The 22,094-nt window shown below is 66.6% G+C and carries 18 protein-coding genes and 2 tRNA genes; 13 read left to right on the top strand and 7 right to left on the bottom strand.

What is annotated here, in order from left to right; all coding sequences use genetic code 11:
• Nucleotides 1-15: 15 nt before the first annotated feature.
• A complete protein-coding gene (locus tag MUO23_14225) occupies nucleotides 16-3,900 on the bottom strand; it encodes a GAF domain-containing protein (protein ID MCJ7514106.1) in 3,885 nt (1,294 codons plus the stop codon).
• Nucleotides 3,901-3,945: 45 nt separating this feature from the next.
• Nucleotides 3,946-5,862 carry a tetratricopeptide repeat protein gene (locus tag MUO23_14220; protein MCJ7514105.1) on the bottom strand — a complete coding sequence of 639 codons (1,917 nt, stop codon included), beginning with the start codon at nucleotides 5,860-5,862 and terminating at the stop codon, nucleotides 3,946-3,948.
• 86 nt (nucleotides 5,863-5,948) lie between these two features.
• Between MUO23_14220 and MUO23_14215 the strand changes: the two genes are divergently transcribed.
• The 9 genes from MUO23_14215 (at nucleotide 5,949) to MUO23_14175 (ending at nucleotide 14,510) form a co-directional block, all read left to right on the top strand.
• Nucleotides 5,949-6,932 (top strand): LysM peptidoglycan-binding domain-containing protein, encoded by a 984-nt coding sequence (locus MUO23_14215; protein ID MCJ7514104.1) that lies wholly within the window; start codon nucleotides 5,949-5,951, stop codon nucleotides 6,930-6,932.
• 164 nt (nucleotides 6,933-7,096) lie between these two features.
• Nucleotides 7,097-7,873: a hypothetical protein gene (locus MUO23_14210; GenBank protein ID MCJ7514103.1), complete on the top strand. Its 777-nt coding sequence runs from the start codon at nucleotides 7,097-7,099 to the stop codon at nucleotides 7,871-7,873.
• Nucleotides 7,845-8,636, top strand: a complete 792-nt coding sequence (locus MUO23_14205; protein ID MCJ7514102.1) for a family 1 glycosylhydrolase — start codon at nucleotides 7,845-7,847, stop codon at nucleotides 8,634-8,636. Before MUO23_14210 ends, MUO23_14205 begins: the two co-directional genes overlap by 29 nt.
• The gene (locus tag MUO23_14200; protein MCJ7514101.1) at nucleotides 8,633-9,214 is read left to right on the top strand and encodes a family 1 glycosylhydrolase; all 582 of its coding nucleotides are present in this window, start codon (nucleotides 8,633-8,635) and stop codon (nucleotides 9,212-9,214) included. Before MUO23_14205 ends, MUO23_14200 begins: the two co-directional genes overlap by 4 nt.
• A complete protein-coding gene (locus MUO23_14195; protein MCJ7514100.1) occupies nucleotides 9,211-10,056 on the top strand; it encodes a M23 family metallopeptidase in 846 nt (281 codons plus the stop codon). The genes MUO23_14200 and MUO23_14195 overlap by 4 nt, the downstream gene beginning before the upstream one ends.
• Before the next feature lie 7 nt (nucleotides 10,057-10,063).
• Nucleotides 10,064-11,170, top strand: coding sequence for a hypothetical protein (locus MUO23_14190; protein ID MCJ7514099.1), 1,107 nt, complete (start codon nucleotides 10,064-10,066; stop codon nucleotides 11,168-11,170).
• Nucleotides 11,171-11,257: 87 nt separating this feature from the next.
• Nucleotides 11,258-11,344: transfer RNA gene (locus MUO23_14185), tRNA-Ser, on the top strand.
• Between the two features lie 370 nt (nucleotides 11,345-11,714).
• Nucleotides 11,715-13,118, top strand: a complete 1,404-nt coding sequence (locus MUO23_14180) for a ubiquitin-like domain-containing protein (protein ID MCJ7514098.1) — start codon at nucleotides 11,715-11,717, stop codon at nucleotides 13,116-13,118.
• A 33-nt stretch (nucleotides 13,119-13,151) separates the two neighbouring features.
• Nucleotides 13,152-14,510, top strand: a complete 1,359-nt coding sequence (locus MUO23_14175; GenBank protein ID MCJ7514097.1) for a lipopolysaccharide biosynthesis protein — start codon at nucleotides 13,152-13,154, stop codon at nucleotides 14,508-14,510.
• Here the strand turns inward: MUO23_14175 and MUO23_14170 are convergent.
• Nucleotides 14,507-15,619 carry a sugar transferase gene (locus tag MUO23_14170; GenBank protein MCJ7514096.1) on the bottom strand — a complete coding sequence of 371 codons (1,113 nt, stop codon included), beginning with the start codon at nucleotides 15,617-15,619 and terminating at the stop codon, nucleotides 14,507-14,509. The two genes, MUO23_14175 and MUO23_14170, sit on opposite strands and share 4 nt — an antisense overlap.
• 181 nt (nucleotides 15,620-15,800) lie before the next feature.
• Here MUO23_14170 and MUO23_14165 point away from each other — a divergent pair, with 181 nt between their 5' ends.
• Nucleotides 15,801-16,868 (top strand): LCP family protein, encoded by a 1,068-nt coding sequence (locus tag MUO23_14165; GenBank protein MCJ7514095.1) that lies wholly within the window; start codon nucleotides 15,801-15,803, stop codon nucleotides 16,866-16,868.
• Nucleotides 16,869-16,923: 55 nt separating this feature from the next.
• A complete protein-coding gene (rsmA, locus tag MUO23_14160; GenBank protein MCJ7514094.1) occupies nucleotides 16,924-17,754 on the top strand; it encodes a 16S rRNA (adenine(1518)-N(6)/adenine(1519)-N(6))-dimethyltransferase RsmA in 831 nt (276 codons plus the stop codon).
• 151 nt (nucleotides 17,755-17,905) lie between these two features.
• On the opposite strand, the gene MUO23_14155 is transcribed toward rsmA, so the two are convergent.
• From MUO23_14155 to MUO23_14140, 4 genes are all read right to left on the bottom strand, one after another.
• Complete coding sequence (locus MUO23_14155) at nucleotides 17,906-18,709, bottom strand: polyprenol monophosphomannose synthase (GenBank protein MCJ7514093.1); 804 nt, start codon at nucleotides 18,707-18,709, stop codon at nucleotides 17,906-17,908.
• 7 nt (nucleotides 18,710-18,716) lie between these two features.
• Entirely contained in the window at nucleotides 18,717-19,349 is a 633-nt protein-coding gene (locus MUO23_14150; protein MCJ7514092.1) for a 4-vinyl reductase, read from the bottom strand.
• A gap of 16 nt (nucleotides 19,350-19,365) precedes the next feature.
• A complete protein-coding gene (locus MUO23_14145) occupies nucleotides 19,366-19,737 on the bottom strand; it encodes a roadblock/LC7 domain-containing protein (protein ID MCJ7514091.1) in 372 nt (123 codons plus the stop codon).
• A gap of 95 nt (nucleotides 19,738-19,832) precedes the next feature.
• The gene (locus tag MUO23_14140; protein MCJ7514090.1) at nucleotides 19,833-21,110 is read right to left on the bottom strand and encodes a peptidylprolyl isomerase; all 1,278 of its coding nucleotides are present in this window, start codon (nucleotides 21,108-21,110) and stop codon (nucleotides 19,833-19,835) included.
• 122 nt (nucleotides 21,111-21,232) lie between these two features.
• On the opposite strand from MUO23_14140, the gene MUO23_14135 reads away from it, so the two are divergent.
• Both MUO23_14135 and MUO23_14130 read left to right on the top strand, forming a co-directional pair.
• A tRNA-Sec gene (locus MUO23_14135) sits at nucleotides 21,233-21,326 on the top strand.
• A gap of 27 nt (nucleotides 21,327-21,353) precedes the next feature.
• The coding region (locus MUO23_14130; protein ID MCJ7514089.1) for a site-2 protease family protein at nucleotides 21,354-22,094 on the top strand (741 nt) is incomplete at its 3' end.

The raw sequence follows: 22,094 nt of genomic DNA, 5'->3' as shown, positions 1-22,094 counted from the left end.
GCAGAATTGGGCACGTCAGGCTTGGCCGTCAGTCGTCGGCGGGGCGCGCAGCGCAATCTCGAACCTGGCCCCGCCATCTGCACCCTCCAGAACCGTGAGGGAGCCCCCATGAGCCTCGATCGCCAGGCGGGCGAAGGGCAGGCCGAGCCCAGTTCCTCGCCGCCGCCCGGCTGCCCCAGGGATCTGCCCGAAGCGTTCGAACACCCGCTGCCGGTACTCCGGCGGGATGCCCGGGCCTGTATCCTCGACTGCCAGGACTTGGTGGTCGCCTCGACTCTCAACGCTCAGGGTGACGCGCCCGCCCTGAGGCGTGAACTTCAAGGCGTTGTCGAGCAAGTTCGACAGGCAGCGGCGCACCATTCCGGCGTCGGCCGTGATGGACGGAAGTCCGGGTTGGACATCCAACGCCAGGATGATCCCGAGGGCATTGGCTTCCGGGATATGGAGCGCGATCAAATCATGACACAGCGACTCCAGGGAGACCTGTTCCCGGCGCAGTTGTAGCTCGCCGCTTTCGAGCTTTGCCAGATCGAGCAGCGAACTGACCATCTCCATCATCTGCTGACAGCTCCGCTGTGAGACAGTCAAAGCCTGGTCTGTCAGTGCCGTGCGGTCGTCTGGCCGGATGCTCGTCTGAAGCAGCTTCAGGCTGCCCAGGATCGCCGTCAGCGGGCTGCGCAGGTCATGAACGATCATTTCCGTCAGCTGTTCACGGGCCCGCTCCAGGCCCTTCTGCTCGGAGATGTCACGCAGGACGACCAGCCAGCCGATCAGCACCTCCTGCGCGTCGCGCACCGGCGCCTCACTGCGCTCGAGCGACCGCGGCCGAGGGTCCTGAGTGTCGAACTCATGGCTTGCACCGGGCACGGCCGCGCCCTGCCGCAGGTCGTCGAGCAGGCGCTGCACCTCGGATTCTGAGTAGCCCAATTGCTTCGCCAGCGGGATAGAGCGGTCCGAGAGCGTCTTGCCGATGAGTCCCCCCGCGGTCAGGCCGGTCAGTTCTTCCAGCTGTGGGTTGACGATCAGGACCCGCCCGGCGATATCGGCCATCAACATGCCCTCGTGGGCGGACTTGAGCACGGCCAGCAGGCGGTTGTTGCTCTGCGAGATGCGGGCGAACAGGGCGGCACCTTGCAGAGCGACCGCAGCCTGGCTGGCGACCGTCATTGCCATCCGGACGTGGCTGTCCTGTAGAGAGAAGCTGCCCAGCCAGCCCAGTTCGATCGCGCCCAGTCTGTGCTCGCCCGCGAGGACCGGAACGGCTGCCCACGTGGGAATTGTCTGCGGCGGCAGGTCGCGGCTTGCCGCATCAGCGGATGGCGTGGCTCCTTGCGCCTGCACCAACCGTCCTTCCTCATAGCTGGCTAGGACGTGGGGCGGAGGAGCCCGGTCGACGTCCGGCGGCAACCCGACTGCTTTCCCGCCGGCGGCCTGTACCCGCAAGACGAGTTGTCCGGTCTCCGCCTCGGGCTGGTACAGCCGGACCCAGTCGGCATCCAGGGCGCCGCCCAGGCTCTCGACCACAGCGTACCCAACCCGGGTGCTGTCGACGGCCTGTGCCAGCTCAGCGCTGATCTGGAAGAGCAGCGACTGCTCGCGGAGGCGGGCCTCCAGCTGTTCGTACAGCCGCACATTCGCCAGAGCAACGGCGGCCTCTGCCGCCAACTGTGCCAGGAAACGCGACTGTTCCGAGTCGAATGCCGCCGCTTGGGGGCTTTCCAGCAGCAGGACTCCAAGCCTCTTGCCCTGGCGATGAATGGGCGCCGCCAGCACGCTCTCAGTCTGCAGGCCAACCAGCGGCTCGAGGCTGGGGAGCTCGGAGCGCTCGGCAATGGTCATGGGGTCATTGCGCCCGGCAATCCAAGCCAGTCGGCTTGAGCGCGTCGCCTTCGGTCGTCCCAGCTTCAGCCTTCCGGTACCCGGCACCGGCTCGGCTGTGCACCGAGTGCGGTACTCCTCGGCGCGCTCATCGAAGAGGGCAATCTGTCCGGCCGCGGCTCCGGTGTAGCGCATGGCATGCCCGAGTACGCGCTCGAGCAGTTCTTCCAGGCTGAGGGTGCTATTGATGTCCCGACCGATGGCTTCAAGGGCGGAGATCTGAGACAGGCGGCGCCGCAACGCCTGATCGGTCTCGGCGTGCTGGTGAGACATCGCGATCGCGAGCGCGGCCTGGCCGGCGATCGTATCCAGAACATCGACTTGATCCTGCGAAAGGCGGAGGGGCCCATCAAAGTAGATCGAGACCTGGCCCAGGCAGCCCTCGGGGGTGGACAGCGGGAGCTGCACCAAGGCCCGGATCCCCTCGCGCCGCAGCAGCTCCAGGTAGGCGGCATCGATGCCGGAGTCCTCGCCGACGGTCAGGGGCAGGACCCTCTGCTCGCGGAAGCCGCGGGCACGCACCGGATCCTCGACCTCGATCACCATCGAGCCCGACAGGAATGCATCGCTCAAACCACTGGCGCGCGCCAGAAAAAGCTGCCGCCGGGAAGCGTCGTGCAAGTAGATCGCCAGCCGATTCGAGCCGGACACGTCCGCCAGGGCTCTGACGATTAGCTCGAGGGTGTGGTCGGGGTCGAGGGTCGACCTCAAGGCGCTGGTGACCTGATTGATCGAGGTCAGGATCTCCGCCCGGCTGCGCGCCTGCTCGAACAAGTCGGCATTGGCGAGAGCCGCCGAGGCCTGGCCGGCCAGGGTCTGCATCAGCTCCAGGTCGGCACTGGACAGAGTCCGGCCACGTTCGAGGTGGAAGACCGCCAGGCAACCGATGGTCGCCCCGCTCGTCAGCAAGGGGACTCCCAGCCAGGATTCCGGTGGGTTGTCCAACTCCGGCATTCCCATCGCCTGCAGCGCCTGGGCGGCATCCCCTGGGATCAAGATCGGCGCCCGGGTGCGAATCACACGATCGGTGAGCCGGTCCGCAATCGGGCGGGTGGGCCAGGCCTGTCGCAGCCCGCTCTTTATGGCCAGGGGGTAGGACAGAGTTTGAGTCCGCTCATCCGCCACGGCCAGGTAGAAGTTGTCCACGTTGAGAAGTGTGGAGACCTGGAGGAAGATGGCGTTGAGGACGGTCTCCTTGTCCAGGCTGGTCTGCATCACCTGGCTGATCTTGCCTACCGTCGAAAGCTCGGCCAGACGGCGCTCCAGTTTGCGCTGCGTGAGGATCAGCCCACGGATGACGGGCGAGAGCCCGGCCGGGACCCCGCCGAAGACCAATAGTGCAGCCGTTCCCCACAGGGCGTAGGCGGATCCTGCCAGGGCGGCGTAGGGAAGCGGCAGGGACGCCAGCGCCGCCAGGCTCGCCCATTCCATCTTCTGCAGAGACCGGTTTGGACCGATCGGAAGCAGCAGCCAATGCGCAAACACGAACATGCCGACAAATAGGGCCCACACGACCGCGGCAGGCAGCAGAGCGACCAAGGAAGGCGCATCCATCCAGCCGGGCAGCAACCAGGCGGACAGCAGAGTCAGCGCCAGGGTGGGGACGGCTTGTGTCAGCGCGCTGCGCGTCCACCCCCAAGCGAAGGCGGTGGTTCTCGGTTGCCCGGAGGGGTGCAGGGTCAGGTCGAGCCCAGTGCCAGCGGCCGTGCCCACCAGCAAGGCCCAGGGGACAGCTTGTGGATCGGGCCCGTACGCCAGAACGAGCGCCGGAATGAAGCCCAGGGAGGTGGGGACTCGGCCCAATGGAAACGGAAATGCACATCCCAAGGCGATCAGCCCGGCGGCTACCAACAGGTCTGGCAAGCCCGCTGCCGAGGGAGGAAAGCGGATCAGCCCGTAGGCCAGGAACCCCAGCCCCACCAAGCCGTAGGTGAGGCCGATGCCGCCGAGGTGGCCGCCTTCTCCCAGGACCGAGTTTCGCCAGTCAGACGAAGCCCGAGCGTACGGTTCAGGCGGCGGCATGACGGGCAGCTAGGGGTTCGGCGGTTCCAGGTCTTGTGTGGGAAGTCACGACGGCGTGGTGGTTGGCGTGCGGCTGGGCGTCGGCGTGCGCGTGGGGGTTCGGGTGGCGGTCGGCGTCCGGCTCGAAGTGCTGGTCGTTCCGCCGAGAGGCGTAGGCGTCGGTGTGCGGGAAGGGGTCGGGGTGAGGGCGGGGGGCGCGGTCGAGGCTGCGGGGGCGGCGGGCGTCGGCCGAACGCCGGTCAACTGGAACAGGTGCTCCTCGGCGATGGCCCTGGCCTCGGGCGATGAGCCCTTCAGATCCAAGATCCAGCGCCAGTTGATGATGGCATCCTGAGTCTGCGGCGGGTCTAGGCTTTCGTAGACCAGCGCCCGAAGGACGTAGCCATCCGCCACGCGCCGCTCTACCAGGGTCTCACTGATCGAAAGGTTGAGGAACTCGAGCGCTTGCTGGGAATCGCCGATCAGGTAGTAGGCCTCTCCCAGCGCGATGTGATTGGCATAGGTCTCCACCCCGAACCGTCGGGCGCTGAGCAGGTCGTCGAGCGCCTTCTCTCCTTCCCCAAGCACCAGGTAGGCGTTGGCCCGGGCAAGGTAGGCCAGTGCAAAGCGTTCCTTGAGCTCAAGCGAGCGGTTGGCCATCTCGATCGCTTGCTCGGGTTGACCGTTGCCGGCCAGGGTGCGAGCCAAATAGGCCCAGCCGCGTGGATCTTCCTGGTCGTAGGCGACGAAGGTCTCCAGTGGCCACTGAGCCGCGCCGTACTGTTCCAGCTCAGTGTAGGCCCTCCCGACCGCCAGATACCCCTCCAGCAAGGTCGGATCAGCGCCGCTGCCTTCGATGGCGCTGTCCAGGGCTTGCTGCAGCCGCTCACGATTGACCTGGGCCTCGCTCATTCGGACATAGACCAGCGGTGTCCCCGCGCCGGCATCGATTGCGGACTGCAGCGTTTCTTCGATGGTCTTCCATAGGCGTTTCTCAGCGAGGTACTCGGCTTTCGCCAGGTAGGCCTCGGTGAGGAGCGGGTCTGCATCGATGGCTTCGTCGAAATCAACCGGGGGTCGGTCCGGCCGGAATTCGAGCATGGTGAGGGCGCGCCCAAGGTAGGCCGGGGCATAGTGCGCCAGCAGGATGGCTCGGTCGAAAGCGCGGATGGCCCCGACCAGGTCACCCTGCCGTCGTTTGGACTCCCCCAGGAAGTAATGGGCGTCCGGCCAATCGGGGTGTGCCTCGATCACCGCTTCCATGTAGCCCTGGCTGGCTTCGTAGTTGCCGGCGATGACGGCTGTCAGCCCCGCCTGGTAGGCGGGGCTATCAGGCCTAGGGGTCGCGCCGAAGACCGGGGTGGGTATGGGCGTGATGTCCACCAGGAAGGCCAGCGGCGTTCCCGCCAGCTCGGTCGGAATGGCAGTGCGGTTGACCCGGGTGGAGGGTGGGATCGGCGTCCAGGTCGGCGAGCCGAACTGGGTCGTCTTGGAGGCAGTTGGGCTGAGGGGAGGAAGGGTCGAGGCCGGCGCATAGGCTCGCGGCCGGAGCAGCGAGGCCAGAGGCACGGCGATGATCCCCACGAGCACGATCAGGATTGCACCCACGCCGACGGCGCCCAGAAACCGCCAAGGTATCGCCGGCCTGCGGCCGGAACCGCGCCGGGCGGGGGCTTGGGCCGACGCCATCTTGCGAGGCACGCGAGCCACCTGCTGGGCCTCTTTACCCTCCGGCTTGCGTGCCCCCAGGATCACCAGCCCACGCAACGCCGCCCGGTTGGTCGGGTCAAGCTTCAGGGCGGATTCCAGGCAGAAGATCCGCTCACGATTGGTGTCGACGACGGAGCTCAGCCAGATCCAGTACTCGGCGTTCGCCGAGTCGGAGCGCACCAGGCGGGAGAACAGCTCGCGGGCCCGTGTCCGGTCGCCGGCACGAGCCGCAGCAATGGCCTCGGTGAACATCGACTGCGGCGGGACGGTCATCAGCGGAAGCTTGGCCCCCTTCGGCTCGTCAAGGATATAGCCAATAGGTGGGGCGCGCCACCCCACTTTGGTATAATGAGGAAAGAGTGCCTCGGATCCACGTTCTGGCAGCTTTGGCCGCCGGTCTGTTCTTCCAGGCCGGCTGTGCCCTCTCCACGAGCGGCAGGGCGCAGCCGACTGCAACCCTGCGGCCGTTTCACCCCGACTCGGCCACGCCCACCCAGGCTCAGCACACGCCCACCGTCCAGCCGCTGCCAACGGCCGGACCCTCGCCGACCCCATTCTCGCATGTCGTCCGCGCCAACGAGACCTTGCTCAGCATCGCCTCCCGCTATGGTCTGACGCTGGAGGCGCTCGAAGCCGCCAACCCCGGGATCAACCCACGACTGCTGAGCATAGGACAGACCCTGGTCATTCCTGGTCCGGAAGGAACCCCAGACCCCCTGGCTGGCTCGGTTGCAACTCCAGTGCCGCTCTCGCTCTCCGGCGTCCGCTGCTTTCGCCTCGTCACGGGAACGACGACTTGCCTGTTGGCGGCCCGGAGTGCTGCCACGCGCCCGCCGGTCGAGGGCATGGTTGCTCTGGTTACCCTGCTGGACGCTAACGGCAGGGCGGTGGACACTCGCCCCGCCTATCCGGTGCTGAACCGGCTGGAGGCGGGCGGGACGGTTGTGCTGGTAGCGGACTTCCCCGCCTCGGTAGGCGACTGGGACCAGGCCGAATCCACCCTGGACACAGCCTTCGAGGCCAACCCTGACGATGGCCGCTTTATTGAGGTGGTGGTCACCCGCGCCTCGCAGAAACCCTCCAGCGACCGAAGGAGCTGGCGCGTTGAAGGCACTGCCCGCCTGGCAGGGGAACCGGCCAGCGGGAAGTCCCGGGCCGCCTTGGTTCTGGTAGCCTTTGACAGCAGCGACCGGGTGGTTGGCTATGGGATCTGGGAGCCAACGACCTCGCTCTCCGCAGCCCAGGACACGCCGTTCGACTTGACGGTCTACTCACTGGGGCCGCCGATTGCCAGCGCCGTCCTGCTGACTGAAGCGCAAGTGCCCGCGTCGGAGGCGCCCTAGTTCGCCCGCTCCGCCCAGGCTGCCCGCCTCCTCAGGCTTGAAGGGCACTGGTCTGAGCCTCGCTTGCGGCCTCGTTCCTGCACCGATGGCACCCGATACCGCGGAGGGCTCACCGGCCGGGCGCAATTGTCCGAGCCGGAGCAGGGAGGGTAGAATAGCTGGCCATGGCCGAGGTAAGGCGCCTCTCGCCTGAAGACCGCAATCAGCTCGCCGGTCTGCTGGATCCTCGTTCGGTTGCGGACGCGCTGCCGGCATACTACGCCCTGACGCACCCGGCCGACCGCGTCAGCCTCTACGCTTACTACCACACACCCCTCGTCCCGTCCGGTTTCATCGTCCTGGCCAGGACGGGTTTCGACCTGTTTCGGCCACTGGCAGTTCCGTTTGTGGCCACAGCCTCCGGATTGAGCAGCCTGCTGGCGGCCGCCATTGAGCCAGCCCGTCCGGTCATCCTCACCCTCCCGGTCGAGCAACGAGAGTGGGTGCATACCGTGGCGGACCTGGGCAGCGCCGTTGTCCTGGATTTGCTCCGGGTCGATGCCCGCTCGTATTCGCCGGTTCTCAATGTGCTCGTCGTGGAGGCTACCGCGCCCGGGGGGATGCCGCGCTACGAAATCCGCTCCGGCGGGGTGACGCACGCCGCCGCCGGATTGAATTGGATCGGCGAGTTGTACGCCGAGGTCTACCTTGAGGTCAGCCCCGAGGCGGCCGGCAGGCCGTACGGCAAGTCCGTCCTCTCTGCCATTACCGGACGGCTATTGGCGGAGGGCAAAGTCGCCCTGCTGCGCCTCGAGGAGCCCAACCTGGCGGGCCATGTCGACGCCTACGAGATCGGATTCCGCAGGACGGGGGAAAGGAGCCTGGTCGGGCAGGCGGTACTGAGAGACGACTCCCCTATCGCGAGGGCAGACCTTGGCGCCAGCAACCTGGGCCTTTCCTGAAGAATTTCTGTGGGGGACGGCGACAGCCTCGGTTCAGGTCGAGGGCGACAACGCCAACAGCGACAGGTGGCTGTGGGAACCTGAGCCGGATCGCATGCGCCATGGCGACCGCTCGGGCAAGCCCTGCGACTGGTGGGGCGGGAGATGGGCAGAGGACTTCGACCGCGCCGCCGCCTGTGGACAGAACGCCCACCGCCGGTCGATTGAGTGGAGTCGGATCGAGCCGAGCCTGGCCAAATGGGAGGCGGTGGCGCTGGCCTACTATCGGGAAATACTGCATGGCGCCGTCGACCGCGGCCTGAGGCCGATCGTGACCCTCCACCACTTCACGAATCCTCAATGGCTGGCCGAGCACGGCGCCTGGCTGGACGCGGAAGCCAGCAGCCTATTCGCGCGCACCGTTCACAAGGTTGTCTCTTGCTTGCGAGATCTGGCGGACCTGTGGATCATGCTGGATAAGCTGAACGTCCTGGCCCACTCCGGCTACGCCCCCGGCGTCTTTCCTCCTGGGGTGCGCAACCTGAATCGGGCCTTCCCTGCCAGGGTGCATCGCATGCAGGTGCACGCCGCAGCCTATCCCACCATCTGCGCCCTCCGCACCTCGGCCCGGATGGGTTTGGCGCGCCATGTGCGCGGCATGCTGCCGGAGCGCCCCGCTTGTCCGCTGGACACAGTCGTTACCTGGGCCCGATCGACCACCTCAATGACCTGTTCGCCCGAGCGGCGCAGGACGGCACACTCCGTCTGCCAGAGAGACGCGTGACGATCCCTCTGACAGCGGGCGCGCGGGACTTCTTCGGCCTCAAGGACTGCACCACCGAGGTCACCCGCTTCGACCCTAGGGCCTGGGGCGGGTTGATGGGACGCAGCCGCTTCCCCCCCCAGGCGGCGACCAGCTTGCACGGATTCCTGGCGAGTGTGCCGGCCGGATTTGCCCGGGCATTGGCGTGGGGGCGGCGGCTCAACATGCCGATCACCATCACGGAGAACGGGACCGAGGATGCGGGCGATGATTTCCGGCCCGGGCACCTGCGGGAACACCGGCCCTGCCTGTGGATCGCGATTACTAAGGGTACCCGCGTGCTGGGGTACCTGCATCGGGCCCTGGTCGATACCTTCAGGTGGGCCGAGGGATTGGATCTCCGGTTTGGCCTTTGGGTGCTCGCTCCGCTGAGCCAGGCCTGTACACGGCGTCGCAGCGCCGATCTGTTTGTGGAGAGCTGCCGCACGAATCGGTTGTCGACTGACCTGATGGGATCAGTTGGCCCCCGAGGGTTTGAGTGCATTCCCCGGTGGGCTCCCGGGACGGGGACCTCCGGCGGAAGGCGGGCGACTGGATGATGGGCCGGCATTGGCTGCAGGGTGGGATTGCCGCACTGGTGCTTGGCTTGGCGCTCCCCTTGCACGCCCAGGGAAGCTCCGGATGGCCCGTTGCACCGCTGAAGGCTGCCAACCTCACGCTGCCCGTTGTTGCCGCTTGGATCCCGCCCGGTCGCGATCATCCTGCGCCGGAGGCAGTAGCGACTGCAGCTGCGACCGAGGCGCCTCAAACGGCAACCCCGGACGAATCCAGGCCGCCCTTCCAGCTGCCCTTCGCCGGAGACCCAGGCCCGAGCACTTGGCTGCTTGTTCAGGCCTACGGCAACACCATCTTCGCCTACCGCGAGCGCCTAAGCATCTACGGCGCCGGACAAGGACTTCACTTCGGCATCGACTTGGGTGCCCGCTGTGGGACGCCGGTGCTGGCCATTGGAGATGGTGTCGTTGTTCAAGTCGACAACATCTATCACGGCGCTGGACCGCACAACGTGATGATCGATCACCCCAACGGGTATGCCTCCTTTTATGGTCACTTGCTGGCACGCTCTCCCCTCACCGAGGGGCAGCCCATTCGCCAGGGGGAAGTCGTCGGGATGAGCGGAGACCCAGACCTGACCTGTTCCTCGCGGCCGCACTTGCACCTGGAGATCCGGAACGCCCCCTCGCATCGCCGAGCCTTCAACCCCATGGCGCTCATCGATGCTGACTGGGACCGAATTGCCCTGGCCGGCGCATCCCCCGTTGGGTTTGAGCAGGATCTAGGGGACCCGGGAAAGTGGACTCACTGGGGCGATCAACCGAATGTCGTGTTCGGGGAGCCTCTGCTCAACGAGTACGAGTCCGCTTGGCCGCCGGATTGGTGAGGGCAGCGTGAAGCCGGTGTACCTGGTGCTGCTGCTGTTGGGAGTCATGGGCGGGCCTGCGGCTAGCCACGGCAGTCTTGTCATCGAGGGGAGTCAGCCCTCCCGGCAGTCCAACGCCTCCCCCAACTTGCAGGCAACCGCCACCTCCCCCGGAGGGCTGCTGCTCCCCCTCAGCCCGACCTCCACGCCGCCGCAAGAGACTCACACGCTGGTGCCCGACTCAGGCTGCTGCACCAGCGTGTTCTGGTCGCCTGACTCGCTGTGGGTGGCCTACGTCGCCAAGCCGGAAGGCCCACGCGCAGCCGGGATCTACGGCGCAGCCGCCGACGGCACCGGTGTCCGGCGCCTCTTCTCCCGGGTCGGCCTGCTCTCGCCGGATTGGGCACTGATGGCCTACCCGGAGGAGGAGAAGACGATCTTGATGAGCACGGCTAGCGGGCGGAAGTGGGTGGTGCCCGCGGCCGGCAGAGCCGTGCGATTCTCTCCTTCGGGAGGCAAAATCATCTGGGAGATTGGCTCGAGTACCTACGCCCAGCTGGACCTGCGCCGGCGGGCGATTTGGATGGCCGATGTCGATGGCAGCGACGCCCTGCGTGTCGTGTCGACCTATGGGGGAGGGTTCGTCGGCTGGACCGCTGGGGAGACGATTCTGCTTGTGAGCGGCAAACTGAGTGCCTACGACCCGAGAGGGGTGTGGAGTGTGCCTCTCAACGCAACGCCCCCATGGCTGCTGTTCGAGGCGGATCGGGTGCGCGACCCGTTGCTCTCGCCGGATGGTACGTGGCTGGCCTTCTACGTCGCCTACGACACCGATCCAGCCAGGGACGGTTTGTGGCTCGTGAAGACGGATGGGACGCAACAGCACCAACTGCCGGTCTTCGGGGCATACCACTGGAGGTCCGGCGACCAGCTCCTGGTGGTTCCGCAGGACCTGTCGTCGGAGACGATGCAGGTGGTGCAGGTCGATGCTCCGAGTGGGGCGGTCGCTAAGCTGCCACTGGCGGGACCCGCGCTTGCGATCTCTGCCAACGACTGGCAGCCGTCGCCGGACGGCCGTTGGCTGGCCTACGTTTCGGGCGATACTGGCGGCCTGATGTTGGCCCCGCTGCCCTGAGAAGGGTTCCTGCGAGCCGGGGAGAAGCCCATCTCATCGATGCCGATGATATAATGAACTGCCCACGGGGAAGACGAAAGCAAACTTGGAGAGGTAGCGTAGTCTGGCCTAACGCGCGCGCCTGGAGAGCGCGTGAGCCGAAAGGCTCCGTGGGTTCGAATCCCACCCTCTCCGCCTGACTTGCGGCTGTGTCGATGGCATCTGCCCTGGCTGGGACCCGCTTTGTGGGACGTTGGCGCCGCCGACCCCCCCACCGGCCCTGGGTCCTCCCCATGGCGGAGAGCTTTCGGGGCAGCCGTTCCGGTTCGCGGCCGCCCGGCGGCCATCGGGTCACCGGCTTGTCGCTGACAGCGCCAAGCGGAGGCGATATCCTCCCCCCCGGTGCGCGGGTCGTCCGCCGCGGCGGAGCGTATCCAACCCCGTCAGGTCCGAGAGGAAGCACCGGTAAAGTGATCGGCCGCGGTGCCGCCGGGTTGCGGGCCGGGCACGCACCTCCCCCCGCGAGCAACCATCGCTCAAACGCCTCTGGTATACTGCCCCCGCCATGCGCCAGAGATGGGGAAGCCTGCGCGACGGCCTGCGGGCCTGGCCTGCGATTCCCGCGCTTGTGGCCGCCGGCGTGGGCTTAGTGGTACTGGTCGCGGCGACTCAGAAGCCGTTCACTGTCGTGGTCGAGGGTGAGTCCCAGACCGTGTGGTCACACGCCCGCACCGTTGCGGGCGTTGTCCGCAGTGCAGGCATCCGCCTGCAGCCGGGCGATGAGACCCTGCCGCAGCGTGCTGCCCAAGTGATGCCCGGGGACACCATCCACCTGACCCCTGCCCGGGAGGTCGAGGTTCACTTCGCATCCGGCTCGAAAACGCTCTCGACGGCCAGCCGGATCCCGGCCAATATCCTGGCAGCGGCCGGTATCCCACTCCTGCCTGCGGACTCGGTGTGGGTGGACGGGCTGCGGATTTCCGACCCCGCCCAGCCCCTGCCTTCGCCGCCCCGACGGGTACGCCACGCAGCCGCCTCTAGCACCGGCCTTCGCCTGGATGGTGTCCAGCACGAGATTCGGACTGCCGGCCCCAGCCTGGCGCAAGCGTTGGAAGACACCGGTGAGCGCTGGTACGAAGGTGATCGATTCGACGCCGATCCGGCCGGTGCGCTCTCGCCCGAGGTTGGGCTCGATCGCTCGGTCCTGCTCACCATCGCTAGCGATGGCGTGACGGCGAAGGTTCGAGCCGTCGGACCTACGGTCGCCGCGGCCCTGCTTCAAGCGGGCGTCCCCCTCCAGGGGCTCGACTGGGCCTCTCCCGGGGCGGACGCGCCCGTGCCGAAAAACGGGGCTATCCAGGTCGTTCGGGTGCGCGACGAGGTGCTGATTGAGCAAGAGCCGATCCCATACGAGACCCGTTATGAGCCCGACCCGGAGGGGCTGATCGATACCCAGACGGTGCTCGACCCTGGCGCCTTTGGGATCAGAGCCAATCGAGTCCGGGTGCGCAAGGAGGACGGGATCGAAGTCGCCCGTCAGGTCGAGGGCGAGTGGGTGGCTCGCGAACCCGAGCCGCGGGCCGTGGGCTATGGGACCAAGGTCGAGATCAAGACCCTGGACACCGAGTACGGGCCGCTCCAGTACTACCGCGCCGTCCCGATGTACGCCACTTCGTATTCTCCCTGCAGGCTAGGGATTCCCGAGTGCGACAACATCACCGCCAGCGGGGCGATTCTCAAGAAGGGGATCGCGGCCCTCCTGGTTCGTTGGTATCGCTACATGGTCGGCAGCCAGGTGTACGTCCCCGGCTACGGAATTGCCACCATCGCCGACACCGGCGGGGGAATTCCGGGGCGCTACTGGATTGACCTGGGGTACGAGGACCATGACTACCAGTCCTGGCATGACTGGGTGACGGTGTACTTCCTCACCCCCGTACCCCAGAACCCGATGTGGGTTCTCAATTGAGGCGGGCCGCACGCCACTGCACGGCCAGGTCTCGTGGGGGATAGCCTGTCCGGCGCCCGGGACCGCCTGGTCCAGGCAGCAGCCGGCCCCGTCTCCCGACAGGGCGCGCGCGATTGGCTTCTGGCGGCAACCGATCAGGGGCTGATCAGCCTCTCCAACTTCCTGGCTGGGGTGTATTTGGCTCGCATGCTTGACCCGACGCAGTTCGGGATTTATGCTGTCGGGTTCTTGCTGCTGCATGGTGTCGGCGCCGTGCAAGAAGGAATCATCCTCCAACCGCTCAGCACCCTCGGCGCCATGATGGGCTCCGAGCGCTTTGGCCGCTACTTGACGGCCGCCGGCGTGATCCAAATTGGGCAGGCGGCCGTGTCGGCATTGGCGGCGGCTGGCGTGGGATGGCTCCTGACGGCCCTGGGCAATGACATGGCCGGGCCAACTTTGTTTGGGCTGTGGTTCGTCTTCTTGGTCTGGCAGCCGCAGGAGTTCTTGCGTCGGTTGTTCTACCCGGCGCGCCGCATTCGAGATGCCGTGGTGAATACCGCGGCCGCCTCGCTGGTCCGCCTTGCTGTCCTGGTGTGGTTTGGGAGTCGCGGCGAGCTGTCGGGGATGGCTGGCATGGATGCGATCGCTTGGGGAGCCCTGGCGGCGATTCCGGTCGGCGTGTGGCAGGCCCGCAAGTACTGGCGGCGCACAGCCATCGACATGTCCGGCACCTGGCGGGAGAACTGGGCCTTCGGCCGATGGGTGTTGGGGGGACAGCTTGCCGGGTGGGTCTCGCTCGAGGTGTACCCGATTCTGGCCGCCGGCCTGGTGAGCTTTGCTGCGGCTGGCGCCTACCGGGCCGTGCAGACGCTCGTGGCTCCAGTGCACGTCGTGATCGCAGCCCTCGACCCCTTCCTGACACCTCGCGCCGCCCGGGCCGAGGCCCGGGTTGGGCGGGCCGCGTTGCGGCGCGTGCTTCGGCGGGCCTTTCTGTTTCTCGGCATCCCGGTCTTTGCCTACCTGTTGGTCGTAGCGATTGCTGCGCCGCTGGCGCTCAACCTGCTCTTCGGGGACAAGTATCTGGTGTACTCTCCGGCAGTGGCGCTCTTCTGCGTGCAGTACGCGCTGTGGTTTGTGTACTTCCCCTACCAGGTCGGCCTGAAAGCCATGCAGCGGACGCGACCGATCTTCGTTGCCCATGGCCTGGCGATTGTGGCAATGTTCACTGTGGGCGTCGTCCTGATCCAGCTCTTAGGCGTGTACGGCGCTGTCCTGGGGCAAGTGCTCAACGCGCTGATCGCGCTCGTCGTCATCACCCTGGCCTGGAAGCGCGCCAGCGAGACTCCCGGGCCAGTGAGTCTGGCCGTGCCGCCGGAAGGTCAGACAGGCGAACACGTTCCCGGACCCTAGGCGCAAGACCGAGCGCTGCGCCGTCGCCGCCCACGGATCTGGGCAGCGGAGAGATAGCCGCGCCATCCCGGCTGCCACCGCCACCAAAACACCACCAGGCAGGCGAGAGTCACCAGCCACAGATCGAACAGCAGATCGGCATGCTGAACGTACAGCCGGTCGAAGCGCAGCTTCTGCCTCGGCGTCAGGTAGTAATCCCCGGCCACTTGCGCCAGGCCCGCCAACCCAGGACGCACCTGATGGCGATCGGCGTATTCCGGCATGGACTCAAGGTACTCGAGAACCAGGACTGTTCGCTGGGGCCGCGGGCCGACGAAGCTCATGTCGCCGATCAGGATGTTCACCAGCTGTGGCAGCTCGTCGAGGGCGGTCTTGCGCAGCCAGCGGCCCACCGCTAGTGCCCGGGCATCGTCCTCGCTTGCGAGAACCGGGCCGGAGGAGTCCTCGGCGCCGTGGACCATTGTGCGCAGCTTCCATTGCCGGAACGTCCTGCCGCCGCGGCCGACCGAGTTCTTGACGAAGAACACCGGCCCCGGCTCTTCAAGCCATATCAGCGCCATGAGGGCGAGCCACAACGGAGAGGTGAGAACAAGAGCAGCCATGGCCAACACCACGTCGAAGCCTCGCTTGGGGGCTGAACGCCGAGGCGATGCGCCCCCGTGCGATTGATGCGCCTGTTCTACCGCAGCCCGGGCCGCAGGCGCCGGCGGGTAGTTATCCTCCGTGAGTCCGAGGTGTTTCCAGGAGGCCAATGCGGAGCCGAGGCAGGCGGCGGCAGCGACGCCCACGGCCTGCCAGGCTAATCCATGCCCACCAGAGAGGAGCACGAGACCGCAACCGGCCGCACCGGCCACTAGCGCCGACAAGCGGTAGGAGGACGGCCGTCTGGCCCAGCCAATCCACAGCAGTACCGGTTCAGCCGCGGCCCCTGCACCTGCGACCGCCAGGAGCAGAACGCTCGAGTTCCAGGGCTGCTCCAGGCCAAAGATGACGACGCCCACTCCTGCGAGCAGGCAGCCCATCAGAGCGAAGGCCGCCAGGATCGGCACGCCTGCCGTTGGAGATCGGCGCTTGGCAGGCAGGTCCGCTGGCGTTGGCTCGTTCTTCACGGCGGGTAGGGTTCACTCGCAGGGGAGATGAAGCGCCATGATACCCGTGCGCGCCACGGGCGTCAAATTTCGCATGCCTTCGCCGGCTGCGCGCATGGTATACTCCTCCTTCACCCACTCCGGCAGCCCCCTTCCTCCCTGCCACACTTCCCGCAAGCTCTTGGAGTTGAACCGCGCGACGATGCCCAAGCCCCGCCAGTTCACGACTGTCCTTGCCGGCCTGATACTGACCCTGGGCACGTCTGCCTGCGCGATCGCCAAGCCCCTCGGGCCCGGCCTGCAACTGGCGCCCCACACGCCGCAGCCGAGCGCAGCCTCCAAGGCCCCTCCGGCTTCGGAAGCGACTCCTGACCTGGCGGCGGTCGCCGTCACGCCCGGGCCCCAGCCGGTGTGCGGGGGACCGGAGTCGATGTTGATCCTGGCTGTGGGTGCGGACAACCGCGACGACAGCTATCTCTACGGACTGGCGGATGTTGTCCGCCTTGTCAGGGTGGACTTCGTCGATCCCAAGGTGACCTCCCTATCCTTCCCGCGTGACATGTGGGTGCGCATTCCGGGAATCGCGTCTCACTATGGGATCACGCACGGCAAGTTGAACCAGGCCTACCTGTACGGCAACCCGGGTATGGGCTACTACGATGGCCCGGGCGGCGGGCCCGGTTTACTGGCGCGCACGCTCGATGATAACTTCGGCGCGCAGCCCGAGCACTACGCCGCCGTCAACATGCAGACCTTCGTGAAACTGGTCGACGCGGTGGGCGGCGTCGACATCTATCTGCCGCAGGCGGTCGATGGCCGTCCGGTCGACGACCGGACGGAGGATATGGGTTACTTCCCGGCCGGTCAGCATCACTTCGACGGGGAGCAGGCGCTTCGATTCTCCCGCATCCGCAAGGTGGACAACGCCTTCAAGCGCGATGAGCGACAGACGCAGGTCTTGTGTGCCTTGAAGGGCAAGCTGCAGAGCCCGGAGGTCATCACCCGCATTCCGGCGATCCTCGGCGCGTTCTCCGGCTCGATCCTGACGGATCTCAGCCTGGGGCAGATGACTCAGCTGGCCTGTTTGCTGCCCTCCCTCGACAGCCAGGATCTGATCTTCGAGAGCGTTCCCGAGGAGATTCTGACCGGAGGCCGGAACGACCGAGGGTCCTTTGTGCTTACAGCCGATGAACAAACCGTGCGGGACTTGGTGAGCTCCTTCGTCGCCGGAACTTGGCCCACTGAGCCTGACGAGCCCACCTGCCCGTGAGGCCTGTTCTCAGACGCCTGGCGCACCCGCGTCAGGCCCCGCGGCGGTGCTAGGGTTGCCAGAGCCCAATTGGCGCGACCTGCTCCGGCGGCATGGCATCCGGCCCAACAAGCGTTTCGGCCAGCATTTCCTGCTGGACGGCCATCGCCTGGATGCCATCGTGCGTGCCGCCGAGCTGCCGCCCGAAACCCTGGTGCTGGAGATCGGGGCCGGGGTAGGGAGTCTCACCTGGCATCTGGCTCACGCCGGCTACCAGGTGGTTGCTGTCGAACTGGACACCAGGCTCCGCCCGGCGCTGGACGAAGCTGTCGCCCAACTGCCTGGCGTCCGCCTTGTGTACGGGGATATTCTGACCTTGCCTCTGGAGAGCCTGCACGGTTCGCAGCCCCATGCCGTCGTGGCCAACATCCCGTACGGGATCACATCCGCCCTGCTGCGCCGCCTGCTGGAGGCCGAGACGCCAGCCTTTCGCGTGGTGCTCACCGTTCAGCAGGAAGTGGCGGCGCGGGTGGCCAGCGGCCCTGGGCAGATGAGCCTGCTGGCGCTCAGCGTTCAGGTGTACGGTGCGCCTGCCATCGCCGCCGTTATTCCAGCGGCCGCCTTTCATCCTCCCCCTGAGGTGGACTCGGCCGTGCTGCGCATCGATCGCTATGAGCAGCCCAGGGTCCAGAGAGAATGGGTCCCTGTGTTCTTCGATCTGGCGCGGGGGGGGTTCTCGCAGCGGCGCAAGAAGCTGCGCAACGCGCTGGCTTCCTCCTTGCAGGCGCCGGCCGAGCGGGTCGACGCCTGGCTCGCTCGGGCAGATCTGCCTGCGGGCGCCCGTGCCCAGGAACTGGGCATCGAGGACTGGCTCCACCTGTGTGAGGCCGTCGCCGCCGGGCCTTGAGCGCGCCGTCCACTTCGGGCGCGTCGCGCAGGCGCCTGGACATCCAGTTGAGCAGACGTCAACGAACCGCAGGCCGCCGGCCTACCGCGCCCCAAGGGCCGAGATCCTCCTGACAATGGACGAAACGCCGCGGCCGTTCGGGTGGCCTGGCCTAGCGGGGGAGGGGTCGGAGATGGCGGTGCATCCAGCGGACCTGCCATACCCTCAGGGCGGCCTCCAGCTGGATCCTCAATGACATCTTTGAACGGCCCAGGCGGCGCTCTTCGAAGTAGATCGGAAGCTCGAGTTGCCGGAACCCCAGCTTCTCAGCCACGTAACCCATTTCAACCTGGAAGACATACCCATTGGACCGAATCCGATCGAGCGGCATGGCGGCCAGGGTCTCACGGCGCCAGACTCGGTAGCCTCCGGTCGTGTCGGTCAGGCTCATCCCCAGGATCGCTCGAGCGTACACATTTCCGAAGCGGGAGAGCAGTTGCCGCCCCGGCCCCCAGCGCGGATCAAGCCCGCCGCCGGCGACGTAGCGCGAACCGAATACCACGTCGCATGATTCCAGCGCCTGGAGGAAGTCGGGTAGGTAGCCCGGCGCATGCGAGAAATCGGCGTCCATCTGGCCGATGGCTTGCCCACCCGCCGAGAGTGCATGCCGGAACCCGTCAATGTAGGCGGTCCCCAACCCCAGCTTGCCGGCTCGCCGAAGGACAGACACCCTGCCGCCGTGAGAGGCTCCAGCACGGGCGGCCTCATCGGCCGTTCCGTCCGGTGAGTTGTCGTCCACCACGAGGAGGCGTAGGCCGGGAAGCCCCAGGTCGAAAAGGGCCTCAACCAGCGGCCGGATGTTGTCGGCCTCGTTGTAGGTCGGGATTACAAGGGTGAGTTGGCGCATCAAGGGCAGGTTGTCCGCAAGCCGGGCGCAGTCCGTGTCAGGCGGAGCGTCAGGCCGGACATCCGGCACACTCGAGTTAGCCTGCAGCCGAAGGCAGGATGAGGAACTGGCAATCCTCGGCCCCGGCCGCGGTGCAGGTCGTCTCCTGCACACTCCAAGCCACCTCGCCAGCCACCAGGCTGCAAAGTCCCTCCAGCGCGCCAACCATGGCGTGGCAGATCGGTTCCCCCGCCTGGCGTCCCCAGCAATGCGGGCAGGGGCGCGACGTTAGCCGAACCCCAGCCCCGTCAGGTTGCACCTGGCAAGCTTGGTCGGAGGCCTTTGACATGAGCTTGGCGAAAGAGGCCATGGCAACCGCCATGCGCTCTTGGGGCGGCTGGGTCTGACGGGCGAGGGCAGCGAGCGGGGCTAGGGCGCCGAGGTCTCCGAGCAGGCCTTGCAAGCCTACCCACGCCGAGCGCCTGGCCATGTTCCGTCCGGCTCGTACGCCGTAGATCTCCTCCAAGGCCAACTGAATTGAAGCGACGTCGGCGAAGTCGATCTGCTTGTCTAGAATGTCGGGGGGGTAGTGGTCGATCCATGCCTTCAGGCCCGAGAGGTTGAGCACGGCGCTCACCCCGTTCTTGCCCATCAGGTCTTCCAGAGCAAGCAACTGACCTAGCACAGCCTTGTTGGGATGGAGATAGCCGCTTCGAGCAATCGGAGTCACGCACTTCCCCCGGGGGTCACAGCAACCCGGCCAGGTCCTCGGTGGTCCGGCGCATCTCCAGGAACAGCAGGCCGAGTTGCGTTTCTGCGCGTGCCATGACCGTCAACACCGCCTCACGGCCCACCGCCATCAGGATGACATAGCCGGCCTCGCCTTTGATGTATACCTGATCGAGCTTGCCACGTCCCAACTCGTTGGCGATCCGCTCCCCGAGCGATAGCATCGCTGCGGACATGGCGGCGACGCGGTCTTCCTCCACGTTCTGCGGGAGGGCAGATGCCATCGTCAGGCCGTCCACGCTGACAATCGCCGAGGCCTCGACATCCGGGGAGGAGGCACTGAGGTCTCGGAGCAGCTCCACCATGGATTCGGTGCGGGATTTCGTCACGCTGGGATCACCTGAGGCTGGCTCGAACCCGGACTGTGGGGCAGGTCGGCGCAACTCTAGCACTGCGACAGGAGGCTGTCAAGCAAGCCTGACTGCTACGCATCCAGAACCTGGATTGACACGCTTTCGATCACCAGCGGAGCCGTCAGGAGCAGATCGCCGATGGGGTCCCGCCCTGGCAGCTGCTGCAGCAGATCGAGGCCAGTGAGCACCCGTCCAAAGATGGTGTACGTCCCGTCCAGGTCCGGAAGTGGGCGCAGGTTGATGAAATAGATCCCGCCGTTCGATCCTGGACCGTCATTCCGCAATGAGACCATGCCGACCTGTGAGAACGACAGGCTGGAGTCGATCTCATTCCCGAAACGGTAGGCGGGTCCGCCCAAACCCGTGTGGGTCGGGTCGCCGCTCTCGGCCAATGCCCCCGGGACCACCCGGTGGAAAACTGTCCCGTTGTACCAGCCCTGCTGAGCGAGGTAGACAAAGCTCCCCACGGCCTGCGGGGCGGAGGCCGGGTACAGCTCGATCTCGATCGGGCCAGCGCTGGTGTCCAGCAGGGCGAGATACGCTTTCTCCGGTCTGGCAGCTGGCGGGGGGCCCGGCGGCAGGCCTTGCGCCTCGACCTGGGAAAGCCGAAGCAGCGCCTCCAGGTTGTTCAAGGTGGGGTCCATGGGGACAAGGGTCTGGTTCAGGAACACGACCGGGGCGCCAGGCAGGCCGGAGGCCAGGGCGGCGGCGAAATCCCGAAGGGCGTGGTCCTCGAACGTGCCTTCGCTCATCGCACGCTCAAAGGCTTGGTGATCGAGAGGCAGGCTGCGGGAAGCGGCCTCCAGCCAGGCGCGGAAGTCCTCCGGACTGAGGGCGACCCATTCATCGGCGCTGGAGAACAAGAGGTCATGCATCTCCCAAAACAGCCCTTGGGCACCGGCACTTTCGGCGGCTTGGGCCGCAATCAGCGCCTTGTCGTGAACCGGCCAGAGCGGATAGGGACGGAAGACGATCTGTAGGTCATGGGGGTGAATCGCCCTCAGGTCGGCCAGGACGTCTGCCAGGCGGGCGCCAGCGGGACTCTGGAAATCGGAGTACACGAGCAGGGAGAGGTCAGCCTCGTCCGGACCCAGGCGCCAATCGTCCGAAGAGGGGAGGGGGATGGCGGTCAGGGTCGGGGCAGGGGGAGGCGGAGTGGGGGTAGGGGCTGTCGGCGCGGGCGTTGACGTTGGGCCAAGCCTGGCGGGCTGCGGCTGTGGAGCCTCGGTGGCGACAGCCTTCGGAGCGCAGCCGAGCACCAAGACTGGCAGCACCACCAACCGAAGCAGCCGTACGCCGATTCCGCTCAAACGGAGTGGGCGCAGCCCCCATCTGAAGCGCTTCACCATGACCCCATTCGATGCCTGCTGCAACGTATGCCAGACAACAATTGTAGTGTAGCCGCGTTGTTGTGCTCGGAAGTCCTACCCTTGCCACGCTCAGGGGCGCGCGGTAAGCTTCTTGCCCGAACGGGGGTGGTTGGGTCCCGGTGGGCTCCCCGGTCTTCAAAACCGGCGGCGGGCCGCGCAGCGGGCCGCGGTGGGTTCGACTCCCATCCATCCCCGCCTTCTCGTTCGCAGGCTTAGGGTTCAATGACTGTGCGGGTTCAGCCGGACAATTTGGTACTGATCGACCGCCTGTTGCCAAGTGTGCAGCAGGTCATGCGAGTCGAGGATTTCACTGCTGGGGTGGCGCAGGACACCTATTTGGCGCGCTTTCGCGGTGAAATGACCCTTCCGGCCGAAGAGGCCTTCGCCCTGCTTTCCCCGATTTTCGAGCGCGAAGAGGTCCAGTTGCTGACTCGCAAAGAAGGCGATCTGGCGGTGGTGTACGCCGCCGAGGCGTTGCCCGCCGTCAAGCCTTCCAATCCCTGGATCAACCTCGGACTGTTCGCCCTGACGCTGTTCAGCGTGCTACTGGCGGGGGCGCTGTATAGCTACTTAGGGCCGCCCCACCTGGGGGGCCTGCTGCGGGCACTGCCGGCCGGCATCCCGTTTGCGGTGAGCCTGCTGGCTATCCTGCTGGCGCACGAGTTCGGGCACTACCTGGCGGCACAGGCGCACAGCTCGCCCGTATCGCTGCCCTACTTCCTGCCATTTCCCGGAAGCGCGTTCGGCACGCTGGGCGCGTTCATCCGCCTCAAACGTCCGCCGCGGGACCGCAACGTCCTGCTGGACATCGGCCTTGCCGGACCGTTGGCGGGGCTGGCCGTTGCAGTGCCCATCCTTCTCTATGGGCTATCGATCTCCGTCGTCGCGCCGCTACCGACCGACCCCGCAGCCTTGGGGGGACTGGAAGGCAACTCGCTCGTGTACCTGGCCGCGAAATGGTTG

Source organism: Anaerolineales bacterium, from assembly GCA_022866145.1.
Lineage (GTDB): Bacteria > Chloroflexota > Anaerolineae > Anaerolineales > E44-bin32 > PFL42.
This window is presented reverse-complemented; position numbering and strand designations above follow the sequence as displayed.